This is a genomic window from Pedobacter sp. Leaf216 (genome assembly GCF_001421515.1).
Classification (GTDB): Bacteria; Bacteroidota; Bacteroidia; order Sphingobacteriales; family Sphingobacteriaceae; genus Pedobacter.
On sequence record NZ_LMKM01000006.1, the window covers coordinates 75075 to 92569 of the forward strand.

Annotated in this window: 18 protein-coding genes; 3 read left to right on the forward strand and 15 right to left on the reverse strand. The window is 41.1% G+C overall.

The window, feature by feature from the left end; genetic code table 11:
- The 7 genes from ASE74_RS04770 to ASE74_RS04800 form a co-directional block, all read right to left on the reverse strand.
- Window positions 1–528 carry a GNAT family N-acetyltransferase gene (locus ASE74_RS04770; RefSeq protein ID WP_235526005.1) on the reverse strand — a complete coding sequence of 176 codons (528 nt, stop codon included), beginning with the start codon at window positions 526–528 and terminating at the stop codon, window positions 1–3.
- A 129-nt stretch (window positions 529–657) separates the two neighbouring features.
- Window positions 658–2043, reverse strand: a complete 1386-nt coding sequence (locus ASE74_RS04775) for a sigma-54 dependent transcriptional regulator (protein WP_055904963.1) — start codon at window positions 2041–2043, stop codon at window positions 658–660.
- Between the two features lies 1 nt (window position 2044).
- Complete coding sequence (locus tag ASE74_RS04780) at window positions 2045–4225, reverse strand: sensor histidine kinase (RefSeq protein ID WP_055904966.1); 2181 nt, start codon at window positions 4223–4225, stop codon at window positions 2045–2047.
- Between the two features lie 289 nt (window positions 4226–4514).
- Complete coding sequence (locus ASE74_RS04785) at window positions 4515–5438, reverse strand: AraC family transcriptional regulator (protein ID WP_055904969.1); 924 nt, start codon at window positions 5436–5438, stop codon at window positions 4515–4517.
- Window positions 5439–5720: 282 nt separating this feature from the next.
- Window positions 5721–6632, reverse strand: a complete 912-nt coding sequence (locus ASE74_RS04790) for a type 1 glutamine amidotransferase domain-containing protein (RefSeq protein ID WP_055904971.1) — start codon at window positions 6630–6632, stop codon at window positions 5721–5723.
- Between the two features lie 30 nt (window positions 6633–6662).
- Window positions 6663–7496 (reverse strand): oxidoreductase, encoded by an 834-nt coding sequence (locus ASE74_RS04795; protein ID WP_055904974.1) that lies wholly within the window; start codon window positions 7494–7496, stop codon window positions 6663–6665.
- Window positions 7497–7506: 10 nt separating this feature from the next.
- Window positions 7507–8163 (reverse strand): putative quinol monooxygenase, encoded by a 657-nt coding sequence (locus ASE74_RS04800; RefSeq protein WP_055904977.1) that lies wholly within the window; start codon window positions 8161–8163, stop codon window positions 7507–7509.
- Window positions 8164–8366: 203 nt separating this feature from the next.
- Between ASE74_RS04800 and ASE74_RS04805 the strand changes: the two genes are divergently transcribed.
- Entirely contained in the window at window positions 8367–9299 is a 933-nt protein-coding gene (locus ASE74_RS04805; RefSeq protein ID WP_082458651.1) for a transporter, read from the forward strand.
- A gap of 66 nt (window positions 9300–9365) precedes the next feature.
- Here ASE74_RS04805 and ASE74_RS04810 read toward each other — a convergent pair whose 3' ends face one another.
- The 7 genes from ASE74_RS04810 to ASE74_RS04840 all read right to left on the reverse strand — a co-directional run bounded on the left by ASE74_RS04810 (window position 9366) and on the right by ASE74_RS04840 (window position 14364).
- Window positions 9366–9830, reverse strand: a complete 465-nt coding sequence (locus ASE74_RS04810; RefSeq protein WP_055904983.1) for a peroxiredoxin — start codon at window positions 9828–9830, stop codon at window positions 9366–9368.
- 77 nt (window positions 9831–9907) lie between these two features.
- Window positions 9908–10498 carry a Crp/Fnr family transcriptional regulator gene (locus tag ASE74_RS04815; RefSeq protein WP_055904986.1) on the reverse strand — a complete coding sequence of 197 codons (591 nt, stop codon included), beginning with the start codon at window positions 10496–10498 and terminating at the stop codon, window positions 9908–9910.
- 127 nt (window positions 10499–10625) lie between these two features.
- Window positions 10626–11225: an SDR family NAD(P)-dependent oxidoreductase gene (locus tag ASE74_RS04820; RefSeq protein WP_055904989.1), complete on the reverse strand. Its 600-nt coding sequence runs from the start codon at window positions 11223–11225 to the stop codon at window positions 10626–10628.
- A gap of 72 nt (window positions 11226–11297) precedes the next feature.
- Window positions 11298–11525 carry a hypothetical protein gene (locus ASE74_RS04825; RefSeq protein WP_055904992.1) on the reverse strand — a complete coding sequence of 76 codons (228 nt, stop codon included), beginning with the start codon at window positions 11523–11525 and terminating at the stop codon, window positions 11298–11300.
- A 186-nt stretch (window positions 11526–11711) separates the two neighbouring features.
- Window positions 11712–12356, reverse strand: coding sequence for an SDR family oxidoreductase (locus ASE74_RS04830; protein WP_055904995.1), 645 nt, complete (start codon window positions 12354–12356; stop codon window positions 11712–11714).
- A 154-nt stretch (window positions 12357–12510) separates the two neighbouring features.
- The gene (locus ASE74_RS04835; RefSeq protein WP_055904998.1) at window positions 12511–13431 is read right to left on the reverse strand and encodes a helix-turn-helix domain-containing protein; all 921 of its coding nucleotides are present in this window, start codon (window positions 13429–13431) and stop codon (window positions 12511–12513) included.
- 96 nt (window positions 13432–13527) lie between these two features.
- Window positions 13528–14364: an oxidoreductase gene (locus ASE74_RS04840; RefSeq protein ID WP_055905001.1), complete on the reverse strand. Its 837-nt coding sequence runs from the start codon at window positions 14362–14364 to the stop codon at window positions 13528–13530.
- Window positions 14365–14629: 265 nt separating this feature from the next.
- On the opposite strand from ASE74_RS04840, the gene ASE74_RS04850 reads away from it, so the two are divergent.
- Complete coding sequence (locus ASE74_RS04850; RefSeq protein ID WP_055905007.1) at window positions 14630–14965, forward strand: nuclear transport factor 2 family protein; 336 nt, start codon at window positions 14630–14632, stop codon at window positions 14963–14965.
- 199 nt (window positions 14966–15164) lie between these two features.
- Here ASE74_RS04850 and ASE74_RS04855 read toward each other — a convergent pair whose 3' ends face one another.
- Window positions 15165–16025 (reverse strand): oxidoreductase, encoded by an 861-nt coding sequence (locus ASE74_RS04855; RefSeq protein ID WP_055905010.1) that lies wholly within the window; start codon window positions 16023–16025, stop codon window positions 15165–15167.
- A 194-nt stretch (window positions 16026–16219) separates the two neighbouring features.
- Between ASE74_RS04855 and ASE74_RS04860 the strand changes: the two genes are divergently transcribed.
- The gene (locus tag ASE74_RS04860) at window positions 16220–17431 is read left to right on the forward strand and encodes an MFS transporter (RefSeq protein ID WP_055905013.1); all 1212 of its coding nucleotides are present in this window, start codon (window positions 16220–16222) and stop codon (window positions 17429–17431) included.
- The last annotated feature ends 64 nt before the right edge of the window (window positions 17432–17495 follow it).

Consider the following 17495-nt stretch of genomic DNA (forward strand, 5'->3'; position numbering starts at 1 on the left):
TTAAGGGAGGTGTCGTCTGAATAGAAACTCGGCAGGGGACTTATCTGAGCGTTTTATTATTCCATCGGTTACCAGTTCAAAACCGAGGTTAAAATAATATTTAAAATTGACCTGCGTTGAACTGATCTTAAGATCAACTATTTTTTTGCCTTCTTGTGCTGCAATCCGCAGCACTTCGTTAATCAGCAAAGAAACATACCCTTTCCCCTGCGTACTGGGCAAACAGTAAGTCTGATGAATAAAAAATGCCAGGGGTTCGACCGACCAGGAAATAAATCCCACAGGTTGTAAGGTATCTTCGATAAGCAGAAAACACTGAACCTTGCCTTGGAGTAAAACCTTAATTTCCTCAGCAGAATAAACCTGTTCTAGGGTAAGCAAAGCATGCTGTCTTTCGCGGCTATTAAAGTGGCCTGTGAGCCAGGCTTTTTCCGCAATATTGCGGATGGCTTCTACATCATCTATTGTTGCACGTCGAATAATATACATGTCGCTAACTTTAGCAGATGCATAGAAAATTCGTGCCAATTTCTTATATAACTAAAAATCAATACGTTATGAAAATTTTAAACTAAAAAAAACACCTATATATCGGTATATCTTCTATTTAATCGTTATTTCGTGACTATCGTGACTGAGTAACACTACTTTGCAGTCTTAAGAATTTCCATCGTTGAAATATTTCTCGATGCCCAGCTTTTTCATTCTGGATTTTAGTGTTGAGCCATTGATATCCAAAAGTTCGGCCGCTCCGCCACGTCCGTATATTTTCCAGTTACAAAGCTTTAAGGCTGCCAGGATATGATCCCGCTCATTTTGTGTTATTGTTTTAAGATTTGTATCCTGCTTTGGAAGCGAAACCTTCCTTTGCGGCAATGGGAAATTGGAAATCTCATTTCCCTCACAAAGTAAAACGGATCTGGCTACAAGATTTTCAAGTTCACGAATATTGCCCGGCCAGTTGTAGTTGGTAAGGGCGCTGGCAACTTCCGGAGAAAAGCCCTTTATTTCTTTATTTTCCCGAATGGCAAATATTTTGAGAAAGTGCTTGGCCAGGGTGAGGATGTCCTCTGCCCTTTCGCGCAGAGATGGCAGCTCAATTGGGAAGACATTAAGCCTGTAATATAAGTCCATGCGAAATTTTCCTGCGGCTAATTGATCTTCAAGATTCCGGTTTGTGGCGGCCATGACCCGGACATTGATTTTTCGGGCTTTCCCGCCAATGGGATTAATTTCTTTCTCCTGTAATACACGCAGAAACTTAACCTGCATTTCAAGGGAAAGTTCGCCAATTTCATCAAGAAAGATTGTTCCCCCATTAGCCAAATCAAATTTACCTATCCGTTTTTCAACAGCGCCGGTAAAACTTCCCCTTTCATGCCCAAACAGTTCAGCTTCTACCAGGTGCTCAGGAAGCGCTGCACAGTCTACGACAATGAGCGGATCATTCTTATGTTTGGAACTTTGGTGAATGGCTTTTGCTACCAGTTCTTTACCTGTACCGCTTTCCCCTAAAATTAAAACAGGAAATTCTGTAGTGGCAGCAATGGCAATCAGTTTTTTTACTTCCGCCACTTCCGGGGTATTGCCAATAATGGATAATGTGGCAGGGTGTTCACTTAATGAATTTACTGTGGGCCTGGCAAAGGAAAGGGTTTTGATTAAACTTAGGTGTTGGCTGTGCAGATACTGCGCGATGTCAAGCATTGCCAGCACATCTTCTGTACGAAATGGTTTTACCAGAAAGCCATAAGGGCCGGTTTCTTTAGCTTCTTTGAAGGTTGCAGGATCGGAATTTGCCGAAAGAAAAATAAATGCAATTGATTTCTGCTTTAGTATTCTGGCTAAATCAATTCCGGTTTCATGCGTTTTAAGGAAAATATCCAACAGCACAATATCAGGTTGATTTTCACCAACTATGCTCATCGCCTCGGGAACTGTCCTGGCAATGGGCAACACCTGATAACCTGCATTTTGCAGGATAAGTTTGAGGTTGTTAGCTTCAATAAACTGATCTTCAACGATAAGAATTTTTTTTGTCATTTCACGAAATACCGAATTCACGATTTTTTTGTTCCTCTTCCAAGGCAAAGGTAATTTTTATAGTTGTTCCATGCTCTACCTGAAAGCTAATTTTTGCACTGATATCCTGTGACAGCCCTCTCATCAGTTCCAGTCCAAAGGATTGATCATTGTGTCCATCCGCAAGTTCAAAGCCTGTTCCATTGTCTTTTACCGTTAGGGTAACCAGCTGCTGATCTACAAAAAGGCTGATATCGATTCGTCCGCCAGAATCTGCCGCAAAGGCGTGCTTTATGGCATTAGTCACTGCTTCATTAACGATCAAAGCTAGTGGAATGGCCACGGTGACATCAAGCTCCAAAGGCTGAATCTGCTGATAAACATCAATTCTTTTTGCTTCCAGGGCATAACTTTGACGCAAAAAAATTAGAAACTCGCTAAAATAATGTGACATATCAACCTGCTTGATATTATCTGATTGATAGAGTTTCTGATGAAGCAGGGACATGGCAAAAATCCTGTTCCGGCTGGACTCTATAGCAACCAGCGCATCATCCTTTAAAAAGATTGCCTGGCTTTCCAGCAAACAAAATATGGTATGGAGGTTATTTTTAACCCTGTGATGGACTTCTTTCAATAAATAATCTTTCTCTTTGACCAGCTTTTCGAGGACCTTATTTTTATCGTCCAGGCGCGTGCTCTTAAAAAGAATGATCCGATTGCTTTTTTGTTTTTGTCGGTATTGGTAATATAGAAGCAACAGTATGATGAGCACAAAGACCAAACCTGCGGCAATTAGGTTCCGGATCTGAATTTCTTGCCTAGCTTTTTGCTGCTGGGCGAGATTGCGTTGCAACAATAACTTAATGTTCTGGTTTTTGAGTTTTAGTTGCTCTTCACTTTTTTGTTTGCCATAACTCACTTCCCATTTTTTGAGGGCCTGGTCAACCTCTTTACGACGGTCGCTCTCTGCCTGGCCGTTTAGGTAAATCATGTGCTTCATCGCACCTTCATAATTCCCACTTGCAGAATCTGCCAGAAAGGCCATGTAATGCAGGTGACGGCGTGCGCCTGTTAGAAGCAACTTTTCATCTTTTAATGCCGCGTTCAAATACGGTCGAGCCTGATCATAATGCATCCAGTCCAGATATAACTGACCGAGATTGACCCGGGCGGCATATTTATCAAGATCATACTGTTTGCTCATCTTCTCGAATTGCTTAAAGTATAACTCCGCTTTTTGAAATTCTTTAAGCCCCCTATATACGTGGCCGATCATGGAGGTATAGGCCATTTGTTCAGAAATATCTTCTGGGGGAAATTGCTTTTGTCTTTTTAGCAAAAACGTCAATGCCTGTCTATGCTGATTCAATTTCTGATAGGCCCTGCCAATGTAGAGGGTGATGTCTGGATTAGAGACATTTATAATCCCCGGCATTCGATTATATGCCTCAATTGCCTGAAAGCCAAAAGCAAGGGCATCATTGAACTGTTCGTTGTTGTAGGTGATCCAGGTTTGCAAAAAATAAATATCCCCTGCGATTTGATCATTTTTACTCTTGGCCAATGACTGAGCCGCCAGCAATGAATATTCTGTGGCTTTATCCGAGCGGTCATTTTGGCGATAATATTCTGCCAGGTAAGAATATGGATATTCCAGATGGGGATTGGCGGTCTGATTATACCGGGTTATCAGGCCGATTAGTTCTTTTTCCGCACCTTTTTGACGCAAGTCCCCATGGGCTACCGCAATGTTGTTTAGCGATATGGTTTCTGATAATGGATCTTTCAAGCTGCGTGCAAGTTTTAGGGAGGCTTGACTGTAGCTCAACGATTTATGCTGAAAGTCAGCATTTGTTGCAGATGAAGACCAATAAAAAAAACTGATAGCCAACAGCATTTTTATACGCTCTTTCTCGGAATCGAGTTTAGAAACGATAGCTTCCGCTTTTTCAAATTCCCTTTGGGCGAGATAAGTATATCCCAAAACTAACAGGGCGCGATCAACAGCAAGTGTATCGTTTAGTTTGCGGCTTAGGGATAATGAGGTTAAAGCATTTTGCAGGGCGGATTGCAAATTGGACTTTGATCTGCTCGCCTTATTGAAATTATGTTGCGCGAGCGCGTAGGCGAGTTCATTTTTGTTGGTCTCTGTAGGCGCGCGATTAAAGCCGGCAGAGATTGCGTTTAACGCTTTGGCCATTTTCGGGAGCGGCGGATAGTAGTATTGGGCTGATGCAACACCAGAGCAGAGGGAAAAACAAAAAAAGACACTCCACGAAATTAACCGTAGGGGTCTGTTACTAACACCGCAAACTTTAAGCATTCCTGATAACCCCCACAAATAAGCCTTCTCCGGCCAAATTGTTAGCCAAATTGTACGTCTAAAATTAATAAAAAATTTAGATTAATACGTTGGATACTGCAGTTTGGATGCCTGTGTAAAGAATCTATTTTAAAATAGGTCAATAAAGCAAATAAACAGCAAGAAGTTATTGGTTCGCCTGGCGAAAAGCCAGCGGAGTGGTTGCGGTATATTTTTTAAAATAGTTTCCAAAATGGGCACTTTCGATAAAGCCAAGCCTGAAGGAAATTTCTTTAATGGAAAGGGTTGTATGCAATAGCAAGCTTTGCGCCTCACAAATCATTTTTTCCATAATCCAGGTCTTTACCGCCTTGCCTGTTTTTGTTTTGATAACCGTATTCAGGTAATTTTCATTCAGATTCTGGTGGGCCGCGTAATCGGTGACCCGAAGCTGCAAGTCCGTTCTTCCCTCCACCAGGTCCCTAAAGTGATTTTCCAACAGCATCTTAAAATTTTTAACAATCTGGGAACTTTTGTTTCCCTCATAAATTGGGTTATAGTCTTTCCAAAATGCTTCTTTTATTTTAAGGAGGATAATCATTAATAAATTGCCGAGGATTTGTTTTTTGTACATTGAATTACCGTTGAACTCTTTAAACATTTCCAGGCAGGTGTGTTCAAAAACCAGAAAGTCCTCGGGGGATAGATTTCTTGGATTGACAGTTTCGGAAACCAGGAATGGAAACTCCTTAAACACATCACCATGAATATTCCTTTTCAAAAAAGATTCGTTGAAAGCAATCAGGTATACATCCTGAATATCATACCAGACGAAGGATCTGAAGTGGCCTGGGTTTGTAAAAAAAACTGTTCCCGGTTCCATCCTGAAAGTAATGTCATCTGTGGTGTAATCTGCATGGGCATTCTTGACAAACAGCATCGTAAAATAGTTGGGCCTGAATACGATTGAACTAAAAGGCAGTGTGGTAAAAAGATTTTTCAGGTTGCTCATTGATAAGCCTTCTCCCTCATGTAGCATATGGCTGACCGGCAAATTCATCGCCTGAAAGGTCTCTGTTAAATCCTTAAATATTGCTGACTGGTTATCCATGAAAAAATTACTTGCCTTTTGTGTATAATGGATGCCTTATATTGCACACCGCAGCCTAAAATCACTGGGAACTGAGCACGATAGACGCATTTGTTTATTTATTCAAAGGTTTGCAAATTCAGATGAATAAGTTTAGCAAAAGCTCTTTAAGATTTATTAATATCAAAGAATTTCGAAGTATTCTGGGGAAGACCGAAATCAGCCGTTAATCATCTTTATTTAATCCATCTGCAGGAAGGGTCCGGCAGATGGATTAATATTTCCTGATGGTTGATTTAGAAATTATTCCATGCCCCCTAATACCCTCAACAAGGTATCGGCCAAGGCGTGGTCAGAAGCAGGGTTTTGCCCGGTTATGAGTTCCCGATCGCGAACTACGTGTGCTGCCCACAACGCCGGAGCTTTTTGCAATTTAGCTCCTGAGGAGGCTAGTGCGTCTGCTACATAGAATGGAAGCTTTTGTTTTTTTGCTTTCAGCGCGTCGTCCTCTTCAGCATTAGAGAAAATGGTCATGCGGTAACCTGAATAAATCCAGTTTTTACCAAATCTGGCAATTATCTTTGGGTCCTGCTGGACCATAGCCTGGCGATAAGACACTGGGTCCGCCAGTGCTGCATTCAATGCAACCGGGCCATGACAGATCAGGGCTGTGGTAATTTTATTGGTATGGAAGTAACGCAGAATTTTACCTAAGTCCTCATTCTGCATCAGATCAACCATTGGCGCCCTGCCACCTGGAATGAAAATAGCAGCGTAATTGGACAGGTCGGCGCTGGCAACATCAGCAAGTTTTAACGGCGTTTTTATTTCCGGAAGGCTATTTACAAAATTTAAGGCCGTGAAAAGTTTCAGGCTGTCATTCTGGAAATAACTTTTGTCAATTGACACTTTATCCAAATGCGGACGTGAACCTTCGGGAGTCGCTATCTGTAATGTATAGCCAGCCGCAGCAAGTGCCTGGGCGGGTACAGCAAACTCATCCAAAAAAAAGCCCGTTGGAATGATTTTCCCGTCTTTTAAAGTCAGGCTATTTTCAGCGGATAAAACGATAAGGACATTCTTCTTTTTGGGGATAGACTGAGCGTCTTTTTGAACAGTACTATTTGGCGCTGGTGCATTTCCACATGCAGATAAAATTGCAATGGTAAGGACCATAAGCAGTGCTTTCGGGTATTTGTTAAATATTGGGTTCATGGCTAAATATTTTTGAACTATTTGAAATGTTTAATTATAATCGGTTGACAAGGTTACCTGCTTCATGTTTTCAATTTCCAGCGAAACGGCTTTGAGTTTTGCCGTAACCCGGTTGTAGGCATCTTGCCCCAGCAGTAAACGCAAGGGTGGGTTTTCCATTTCTGAGATACCAATGATCGCGTGTGCAGCTTTGATAGGATCACCTGGCTGTGAGCCGTTATTAGCATTGAGTCGGGACTTAAACAACCCAGCTGTTGGTTCGTAGTCGCCAATTGATATTCTGGATACTGCAAGTGACGCGGCTAAAAAGTTGGTTCTGAAAGCACCGGGTTCAATCAGGGTAACCTGAATACCAAGGCCGCCAACTTCAAGCAGCAGTGCTTCTGAAAACCCCTCTACAGCATATTTACTTGCATTATAAATTCCAAAGCCTGCAGAGCTTACCAGTCCTGCGTTTGAAGAGAGGTTGATGATGTGGCCCTTTTTCCGTTCCCTCATCAATGGAAGCACGAAGCGGGTCATGCGAATTGTCGCAAGCAGATTAAGCTCGATAACCCTGGCTACTTCGTCCTGCTGCGCTTCTTCAATTGCCCCTGCAAAGCCAAAGCCTGCATTATTAATCAACACATCTATACTGGCATAACGTGATTTCAAGTCCATGACCATGCCGGCTACTGATGTTTCGTCCGTTAAATCAAGAGAGATGACCTCCAGATTTTTGTGGGATTTAATTTCAGGGTCGAAAGTGGCGGCATTTCTGGTTGTGGCAATAACCTTCTTCCCGGCATTCAGGAGTTGTTGAACGATGATCAGACCCAGCCCTTGAGAGGCGCCGGTGATCAAAAAAGTATTTGGATTTTTCATGGTCTTATATTTAATATTCACTGATGTCTTTTGAGAAAAGCACAAAATCATAAACCGGTGCGGTTAACATGGGTCCAACTTGCGCAACGAAATCAGAAGTAGCCTGAAGTTGATTATGCTGATCAAGGAATTCCTGAGCACGCCAGCGTTCGTAAAGCACGAATTTATCTTCCTGGCCATCGACACGATGAAAGTTAAAGTCCACGTTTCCGGGTTCATTGCGAACTGAAGAAACGAAAGCTTTGAAGAGTTCTGCGAATTCATTTCCATATCCTGCCTTAACCTCAAAGGGAACGATCAGGGTGGTAAAGGCTTTTCGGCTATCATCAGATTTTAAGTCCTGAGGTCGTGGCAGAAGGTCGGTTAAATAATTCATCTGTATATCCTCCTTTAAATGGCCATCCTGTAAGGCAAAAGCGCCAGCGGTATATGGCTGTGCAAAGTGAGCCTCCAAAGCTTCCTGGCTTTCCCAGCGCTCAAATAAATAATAATTCTCGGGTTGTCCCAACGCCGAATACAATTCCATTTTGAAGTTGCCTGGTTCAGTCCATGCACCATGAACATCATCGAGAAGTGCTTTTTTTGCGATTTCCGCACTAGCGGGTTTTGCTGCAACCTTTACAAACAAGGTTATAATTTTTTTTAGATCCTGATTTAGAGTTTCCATTTCTTCTTGGTTTAATTTAAATCAAATATCTGCAGCTCAGAGGGGTTGCCATTATCAAATACAAAGGAATGGTTATGAATATCAAAGCCTGGAGCAGTTGAAATAAGTAAGTTTTAATTTGATTTTCATTAAATACCTTCTTGATGAAAAATCAACTTTGTATAGGGCAGATATGATAATTGCTTTCTATAAAAAAATTCAAAATGAGTTCACGATTTTTTTTCCTCACTTCCATGTTGTCAATTTGGGTAACATTGGATATTTACGCTCAGGATCCTGCAATATCCTCTGCAAACCTTGGCTTAACAAATATGCAGGCGGGCAGAACCCGTCCTCCCGGATGGTATTACATTCAATATCTGCAGAGCTATAATTCCAGCCGCCGCCGGGACCGCGACAGTCGGCCAATTATTGGCATGAGCCAAACGAGTTCAATTGCTGCAATCCAGCAAATCGCCTACATCAGTAAAAAAACAATTGCGGATGGAAATCCGGGCTTCACTGTCCTTTTCGCTGCTGTTAAGACCGATCCGGGAAGCACTCCTGACAGGGTCATAAAAGTCAATCCAAATCCTGTATCCGATCTGGTTGCAGGGCCATTTATTCAGTGGTATGATAAGCGATTAATGGGCAAACCTTTCTCGCACCGCCTTGGTATTAATGTAACCATCCCCACTGGTGCTTACGATGCACAATTTGATGTTAACCCTGGTGGACATCGATTCAGAATATTTCCGCACTATGAATTTACATTCACTCCTATGAAAATATTCGCAGTAAGCATTAAGAATAACTTTTACTTTTCATTTAATGAAGTTGGGGACTATAACAGGCCTGCTGTGGCGTATAATTTGAATTACGCATTTGAATTTAAAATTAATCCGCAACTCGTCATTGAAGCCGCGGGCTACTACTTAAATCAATTCGGGCAGGACAAGTTCAAAGGTGATAAGCTTTATTACAATGATACTTTGGGTATCTCCGACACCAGAGAAAGGGTATTTGCAACAGGTCCTGGGGTTGGTTATTCATTTAAAAAAGGACTGGCAATGGAGATAAAAGCAATGTGGGAAATGGATGCTAAGAGCAGAGCACAGGGATTCAGGGGAACAATGGTTCTGTCCTATCCCCTGTAAGTTCGACAGAAAGGCTGTATAAAGCACCGAAAGGAATGGAACAGTGCAGTGCTTTATCAGAACTGCTTAATCCTCTGTTTTAGCGGAGTTAATGAAATTCAGAACTTTTTCCGGGTGCTTCGCACCTGCTAAAAATCCCCGGTATGAATACAAAATTGTACCGTCCCTGTCAATAATAAATGTTTCTCTTCCAGACATCATTAAGAAAGATTTTACCCCAAAAAGTTTCAAGACTGAATTACCAGGATCACTCAGTAAGGTAAAGGGCAACCGGTTTGCTTTGGCGAATGCTGCATGGTCTGCTACCGAACCAGAGTTTATACCTATCACGCTAATACCTGCTTCCATAAAATCTGCATAGCTGTCTCTGAAAGAGCAGGCCTCTATAGTGCATACCGGGCTCTCGTCTTTTGGATAGAAATAAACTACTGTTGTACCATGTTGCGCTTGGGCGTAAAAATCATATGGATTATTATTCTGGTCAAAAAGAGTAAATGGTGGAACCTTATCCCCGACTTTGAGTGTTTTCATTTTGTTTTTTTAACAAAATTAGCCTGCTTAAGATTATAAGTGATTAACTTGGGTTAATATCTTAAAATCATTACAGATTATTTTATCTTTTGAAGCCTTCGCCTTATTCTGCTAAGCGAAGGAGCCTCTATGCCCAGAAAAGATGCGATGTGATAAAGGGGTATGAGTTGAAATATTTCAGGATGTGCGGCCTGCAGTGCCGCATAACGGTCCTGAGGTTTATGGAACAATAAAAGCTCAGTATTATCCATCACTGCCCCTAATACAAACTCCGCAAGCAAACGACCGAATCTGTCCCATGCGGGGCTGGTTTGATACAACCGTTGTAAATTGTCATAATGGATATAAAGTACTTCTGCTTCTGTCATCGATTCGGTATAATATTCACAGGAAGTCTGGGACAAAAAACTTTTGAATGAACTGACAAATTGGTTTTCGAGGAAAAAAAACAGGTTTTGTTCAGAAAGCGTGGCTTGATTGAGCTTATATATTCGAAATACGCCTGAGAGCACAAATCCCAGGTGTTTACAAACATTTTTGTACTCATTGTAAAACTCCCCTTTTTTGTACCTTTTAATCTGCCAATAATCAGCTGACAAGTCAAATTCCTGTTCACTCATCCCAGAAAAGGCAATGATAAAATGTTTTAATTTTTCTATTTTTTTCATCGATTAAAATTGAATAACACCTCTTAAAATACTATATAAGGCGTAGATATAACGGGGTTATGTCCCTTTGTAGACTCACCAATAACGGTGATTTTATATGAATTTATGAAAGCTGATATTTGCGGGTTTAATTTTCGAAAGGGAGCTTAAAGACATTATCACAGGCCTCGAAGTTATGTATACAGTTTTCTTCATCTATCATTGAAAGCTTAATGTTCCAATTTTTCAAGTCTTCCTCGTGGCCATGAACGAAAGTTTTGATGGCGCTTATACGCGCATCTGCAATCTGTTCAAACGGGGGGATTTTTTCCTTAAAGGAAACGAAAAAGATGTGCGCCCATATTGATCTAGCCATAATCGCCAATACCTCTTCGGACAACCAGACGGTTTGTTGTGAGAACTGATTTTCAAAATCTTCCAGGCTCAATGCCGAGCTTTCCCATTGCCTGGCTAGATCCTGGGCGCTTTGATGATTGATGTAGTAATCAATCGGTCCAAACTGCTCGTAAGTATTTGTCAGAACTTCAGAAAGGGTTTTACGTTCCGTGTTGGTATAAGCTATCAGGTGTAAATTGGGATGAGATAATTTTGTACTTTCCCTAAATAATTGAGTATCTGGCGTCAAGGCGATCACAACAGCATCCTTTGATAGTATATACTTTATTGATGCCAGGCCCAGTCCTTCGATGCCACCGATAACGAGCCATATCTTTCTATGTCTTTTCATTTTGTATATTTTAAGCAAACTCACACCGCGGATTCATCATCACCGATAGGAGTAATTTGCGGCAGGTTTTGGTTAACCGCTTACAGCGATCAGTAATGCTTCTTCAGATGAAAAATTAGGTGCCGAATGCAATGTAATGGGTACGACTGCCGGAGCATCCTGCATTTCGTCAAGCACTTTCACATACAGTTCAAAAAAATCTTCCAATAGGTGGTGTTCTGCATCCTGTACCGCTTTCCCTTCCAGTTCCATCAATCTCTGATTTACCACTGCTTCATTAATTTTAGTTAAGTTTTTCATGACATGACTATTTAAGTTTTGATAGGATAAAGTTCTGCAAATTGACAGTTATCAGATTAGTAAAGACAAAGGATAAATTATGAATTTCACAGATATCTGCTATAAAGGCGAAGCGGGATTTCTTATTTGAATAGTCAAAAAAAAGCAGCCTCATGAGCTGCTTTGCTTGAAACGAAACTTGTTGCCTTAATGGAAAATTTCTACGACTTTTCTTTCAGTGTAAAGCTGGTAGAAATCTTCAGCAAGAATTTTGGGACTATGGGTTTCGCTGTCGCTGGAGATAAGGCCTGCAACCGACACCAATCCTGTAAATATACCGTCGGATTTCACGCGTTCGTTCAGCTGATAGGCAAGGCTTCTCAACGCTGCTTTACCAATAGAGAGCGAGCCGTAATCCGCGTTTGGATGAATACCAAATCCTCCCCCGGTAATCAGGAATACTCCTTTTCGCTCTTTTAGAGTGGAGTAAGTTGCTTGAAAAGCGATCAGGGCATTGGCCACGTTTACTGTAAAATCTGATATCAGTTCTTCAGTACTTTCTTCCAGAATGTCTTTTTGCTTTAGAACGGCCGCATTATACAGGACAACATCAAATCCACCTGATTGTGTGATAAGTGCGGTGATTGCCTTGGTTAAATCCGAAGATTTACCTGCATCCGCTGCGAGATAATTTACATTTATTCCTTTTTCGGAGAGGGATTTTTTTAATTCCCCTAATTTGGAAGCATTTCTGCTGATCAGGCTAACATTGAAGCCATTGTCGCCAAACTTTTCGGCAACACCCTGGCTTAAACCTGGTCCTGCGCCGATTATTAATATTGATTTTTTCATCTTTCTTTTCTATTAATGAAATGATGAATCAAATTTCTTCAAATCCAGGCTAACGATTTGTAGCAAATACAAAGCTAATATTATGAATTTCAAAGATATCAGCGGACACAAAAAAACCTCTGCTATACGCAGAGGCTGATAAAAGTTATTATTTTTAGGCAGAATAGCTCCTTCGAAATTCTGCAGGGGTAGTTCCGGTGTTCTTTTTAAAAAACAGATTAAAATTAGGTTGCTCTGCAAAGCCGATGCTATAACTAATATCCTGAAGACTCCAGTCGGTTTGCAAAAGCAACACTTTAGCCTCTTCCAATATGCGGTTACGTATGTGTGTACTGGCATTCTGACCGGTGTGCTTTTTGAGCAGTTCATTTAGATAGTTGGGATGAACGTTCAGGTTATATGCAAATTCCTTTGCTGTCTTTATTCTAATGGGTGAACTATAATTTATATTAGAAGTTTCACTTTCCAGTAAATTGAAGAACTGATGAATATGCCCGAAATCTTCACTCACCGAATCGGGCTTTGGAAAGCGGCCAATTTTCATACTTTCTATCATCAGCAGCTGCAGATATGCCTGCATTGACTCTTCTTTATAGTCGCCATTTTCCACCTCTTCAGCTTTCAGTTGCTCAAAGAAACGGTTGATGGTATTGGATTCGGATTGCTGTAACCGGATAACGCTTTTATTCTTTTCGGAAAAGAGGCCGAATTTTTCTATAACGGATTTAAGCTGTTGATGAGTATTTATGAAGGATTTGCGGAAAAGCACATAATATCCGCCGGATTCCTCCGACAGATTCCTCCAGGAAATAATGTCATTGGGATGTATAAAAAGTAAGGTGGGTTCCTCGATATAGTAAGTATTGAGACCCATCGTAAATACACCGGTTCCTTTGGTAATTAAAAGGGCTTTGTAAAAATCGCGGCGATTTGGCGAAAGGTAATTCCGGCATTCATGCTGTTCCCGGTTGAAGACGCGGATTGTCCAGTTCTCATAGGAATCACGGAGCACCGGAATCATGTCGGGAAGATCTCTGAGGGTGTCAATAATTTTTGAATCAATAGTTGTTTTCATTGATAAAGTTTTTAAAGTGTTGTCCCTGAAGACAGCGCGTAGCTTGTAGCTACTAAATTACGGAATATCAGAAACATCCCGCTCTACTAAAATACATTAGTTAAAAGAAATGCTTTTTGTAGTGTCTTCCCAGGTGTCAAAATCAATTTTCAGTTCCTGGAGTTTTTCCCTGGCGCCCTGAAGGGCATCGTCTCCTAATAAAAGTCTTAATGGAGGTTCAGGGGCTTGCACAACTGCTATAATTGCGCGGGCCGCTCTGGCAGGGTCTCCCTCCTGTTGACCACTAATTCCCCTTACCCAAGATTTGATTGCTCCGGCCGTTTGGGTATAATCATCAATGGAAAGTTCGTTATCTTTTGCTGAGCGCCCGGCCCAGTCTGTTCGCAAATTTCCAGGGGCAACTATTGTTACTTTTATGCCAAGAGGTGCTGTTTCCTTTGCTAAGGCTTCTGAAAATCCATCAACTGCATATTTAGTTGCATGATAGTAGCCAAGTGAAGGAAAGGATTTAAGGCCACCAATTGAAGAAATATTAATGATGTGCCCACTATGATTGTGCCTCATAACTGGTAATACCGATCTGATTAGGGATGAGGTGCCCCAGAAGTTCACTTCAAACATGTATCGAACCTCTTTTTCATCACTTTCTTCTACAGCTCCAAAATAGCCTAAACCTGCATTATTCACTAAAACGTCAATGGTTCCGAATTTTTGAATGAGCGCTTCAACGGCGTGTTCAACTTGTTCCGGTTCGGTGACATCAAGTTTAAGTTCTAGAGCCGTGGATGGATATAGGTCAATTATATCGATAACATCTTCGGTTTTTCTGGCTGCCACCCCTACGCGGTAACCTGCTTCCAAGGCTGCAAAGGCCAGAGCACGACCAAGCCCTGTAGAACAGCCGGTAATTAACCATACTTTGGTATTATTCATAACATCAATATTTATTCTTCAAATTTGCTTTATTGGTTTTCAATCCCATTATCAAAAGCACATCTTCTTTTATGAATTTCAAAGATAATTTAAACCAAGGCAGAAGGCTTCTTGTTTCGAATACCCTATTTTGGTGATTGCGCACAAAATCAAAAGGCCAGAAGGGAAATCTCACTACCGGTATTTTGGCTACAACAAACGTCTTTTTGGCTACCTGTCCAAGTCTCGGGCACCGGATATTTGCATATAAATAATTCATAAATTAATGGACATTAAAAAATTTGTAAATGAATGGATTGCTGTGAGCAATGCATACGATATAGAAAATTATTTAAATACTTACCATAGTGATGCGGTACTTGATGATCCGACAGCAGGATCAGACTTCAAAGGACACGCCGGAATAAGGGCATACTTTGAAGAATATTTTATTGGATATCAGACACAGACCTATTTAAAGAATATTAAGATAATATCTGAAAAGGAAGTCCATCTTGACTTGGATTTTACCGGCACCTTTTCCACTCGAAAGTTGAAGGGAACCTTTGATTTAGTTTTTAAAGGAGAGAAGATAATATTCGCGAGGGCAGAGTTGGTTTAACATTACGATAGTGATTGGAAAAACCAAATATGGTTTTACTCCTCATCTATTAACTAACAAATGAATAATTTAAAGCAACATTCAGAATTAGTCCTTATCATTCGAGGTCCAATTCCCAGTTCAGTCGACGAGAACAGTTGGCCAAAAAAAAAGCGGGTAGCCTAGCCCCCCGCTCTATCACCCTCACAAATTCCCTGCCTTATGCATTTGCCAACTTCACATCTTCGTGGTCAGTACCGGTCACAACGGCATGCCAGTCCTGAATATCTTTTTCCATTGCCGCAGTTTTATCACGGTAGGTTTGAAGGGTATCATTCCCTAAAAGCAAATGTACAGGTGGATTTTCAGCGGCCGCAAGCTGAAGGAACGCCTCCGCTAATTTTTTAGGATCTCCCGGTTGATTATGGTTTGCCTGGGTAGCGAAATCTCGCATGGCACCAACGGTTTCTGCATAATCCTCGATAATATTTTCAGTACGTGAAAGAGAGGATTCATCTAAAAAGTTTGTACGGAAGAATCCTGGCGCAACAACTGTTGCATGGATGCCAAGCGGTTTGACTTCCTGGGCAAGTGATTCTGTAATTCCCTCGATTGCAAACTTAGTTGAGCCATAGATACCCCAGCCCACGTAACCAAACAGTCCACCTACTGAAGAAACGTTGATGATGTGTCCTGAACGTTTTTCACGCATGTAAGGAAGAACTGCCCGGATCAGATTTAGGGTACCAAACACATTTGCTTCATAATTGGCCTTACTTTCTTCATCGGTTGCCTCTTCAACTGCAGCCAATATGCCATATCCTGCATTGTTTACCAACACATCTATGTTACCGAATCTTTCAGTTGCCTGCTTAGCCACAGATTTTGCCTGATCCTGATTAGTTACATCCAGGGTAACGACCAAAAGATTTTCATGGGCATTAAACTGTTGAAACAATACTTCCGGTTTTGATCGTACTGTTGCCACTACTTTATCACCTGCTGCCAATACTGCTTTTGTTATTTCATTACCGAATCCTCTCGAGGCGCCGGTGATGATCCATGTTTTTTGAGTTTTCATATTCTTTTTTTTGATGATTCAAAGTTGCTCACATTTGATGGGGCAGGTTATAGTAAATTCAAAGATTACATTATGAACTTCAAAGATTCCTCTCCCAAAGCCTCTAAATGAGGTTTTCAATGAGTAATTTCACTTTCTGATTGATTTTCGGAGCTTTTCACATCGGATTAATTATCACTTTTTATATAACGGATATGTTAAAAAAACAGAACGAGCGGCTGGCCACCTGGCTGGCATTTGCTTTAATTCCTTTACCAGGTTTTGCAACCGATATTTATATTCCTTCACTTCCTAACATGGGACGGGATTTACATACAGGGAGTTTGGAAGTTCAACTAACGCTGACACTATTTTTAGTGAGTTACGGGTTATCCCAAATTTTCATTGGAAGCATTCTCGACAGTTATGGGAGATATAAGTTTTCGACCTGGGCAATAGTGTTCTTTACGCTGGCAAGCTTGTGCATTGCGTTAACGGATAACATTTATCTTATTTACGTGATGCGGGTCATTCATGGCATTACCGTTGCTATTATAGTCGTTGCAAAGCGGGCTTTTTTTGTTGACAGGTTTGAAGGAACACGCTTAAAAAACTACCTGAGCCTGTTTACCATCATCTGGTCTGCGGGGCCCATCCTCGCCCCATTTCTAGGCGGATATCTGGAAAGTTTGTTTGGATGGTATGCTAACTTCTATTTTTTGGCCGTTTATGGCGCTATTTTCTGTGTCCTGGAGCTGATGTATAGTGGGGAGACCTTAAAAATTGCTGCCGGTTTTCAGCTTAGAAGAGTGGTGAAGGTTTATGTTGAAATGTTAAAGACCACTGATTTTACCTTGGGGGTACTGATGCTTTGCTTTGCATATGCAATGGTGATGATCTACAATATGACCGGACCATACATCATTGAACATCATTTGGGCCTAAGTCCGACCACTGCCGGTAATGCTTCCTTTATATTGGGAATGGCCTGGATGCTCGGCGGTTTTATTGGTAAGGCTACTATTGGAAAACCTTTTTACAAAAAACTCCTGCTAAACGGAGGTTTACAGGTTTTCTTTGCCGTGCTAATGATTATCAGTGTGGGTTATGTCTCCAATCTTTATTCACTTGTTTTCTTTGCTTTTATCCTTCATGTTGGCGCAGGTTTTACCTACAATAATTACTTCACCTATTGCCTGAGTAGATTCCCAAAAAATGCAGGCATTGCGGGTGGACTTACTGGTGGTTCAGTTTATATTATTCTTTCCGTTTTTACGTATGGTATCATTGCCCATATTCCTGCGAAGGACGAGGCAAATTTAAGTTACAGTTACCTGATTTTAATTCTTCCATCATTTCTGCTGATGTGGTATATATACAATAGGCAGCGGAGGCAGTTGATATCCAAGGATATGCAGCAAGTCTGAAGTATGAGGTACTATCTTTGAAATTCATAATGATTCCTGCGATTTTACTAATACTGAGGGTGTA

What these genes read in the sequence shown, in the direction of transcription:
- ASE74_RS04785 (WP_055904969.1), bottom strand. Translation starts at nt 5,438, where the DNA reads ATGGATAACCAGTCAGCAATATTTAAGGATTTAACAGAGACCTTTCAG.
- ASE74_RS04820 (WP_055904989.1), bottom strand. Translation starts at nt 11,225, where the DNA reads ATGAAAAGACATAGAAAGATATGGCTCGTTATCGGTGGCATCGAAGGA.
- ASE74_RS04810 (WP_055904983.1), bottom strand. Translation starts at nt 9,830, where the DNA reads ATGAAAACACTCAAAGTCGGGGATAAGGTTCCACCATTTACTCTTTTT.
- ASE74_RS04850 (WP_055905007.1), top strand. Translation starts at nt 14,630, where the DNA reads ATGGACATTAAAAAATTTGTAAATGAATGGATTGCTGTGAGCAATGCA.
- ASE74_RS04775 (WP_055904963.1), bottom strand. Translation starts at nt 2,043, where the DNA reads ATGACAAAAAAAATTCTTATCGTTGAAGATCAGTTTATTGAAGCTAAC.
- ASE74_RS04780 (WP_055904966.1), bottom strand. Translation starts at nt 4,225, where the DNA reads ATGGCCAAAGCGTTAAACGCAATCTCTGCCGGCTTTAATCGCGCGCCT.
- ASE74_RS04840 (WP_055905001.1), bottom strand. Translation starts at nt 14,364, where the DNA reads ATGAATAATACCAAAGTATGGTTAATTACCGGCTGTTCTACAGGGCTT.
- ASE74_RS04825 (WP_055904992.1), bottom strand. Translation starts at nt 11,525, where the DNA reads ATGAAAAACTTAACTAAAATTAATGAAGCAGTGGTAAATCAGAGATTG.
- ASE74_RS04835 (WP_055904998.1), bottom strand. Translation starts at nt 13,431, where the DNA reads ATGAAAACAACTATTGATTCAAAAATTATTGACACCCTCAGAGATCTT.
- ASE74_RS04855 (WP_055905010.1), bottom strand. Translation starts at nt 16,025, where the DNA reads ATGAAAACTCAAAAAACATGGATCATCACCGGCGCCTCGAGAGGATTC.
- ASE74_RS04830 (WP_055904995.1), bottom strand. Translation starts at nt 12,356, where the DNA reads ATGAAAAAATCAATATTAATAATCGGCGCAGGACCAGGTTTAAGCCAG.
- ASE74_RS04800 (WP_055904977.1), bottom strand. Translation starts at nt 8,163, where the DNA reads ATGGAAACTCTAAATCAGGATCTAAAAAAAATTATAACCTTGTTTGTA.
- ASE74_RS04790 (WP_055904971.1), bottom strand. Translation starts at nt 6,632, where the DNA reads ATGAACCCAATATTTAACAAATACCCGAAAGCACTGCTTATGGTCCTT.
- ASE74_RS04815 (WP_055904986.1), bottom strand. Translation starts at nt 10,498, where the DNA reads ATGAAAAAAATAGAAAAATTAAAACATTTTATCATTGCCTTTTCTGGG.
- ASE74_RS04805 (WP_082458651.1), top strand. Translation starts at nt 8,367, where the DNA reads ATGAGTTCACGATTTTTTTTCCTCACTTCCATGTTGTCAATTTGGGTA.
- ASE74_RS04795 (WP_055904974.1), bottom strand. Translation starts at nt 7,496, where the DNA reads ATGAAAAATCCAAATACTTTTTTGATCACCGGCGCCTCTCAAGGGCTG.
- ASE74_RS04860 (WP_055905013.1), top strand. Translation starts at nt 16,220, where the DNA reads ATGTTAAAAAAACAGAACGAGCGGCTGGCCACCTGGCTGGCATTTGCT.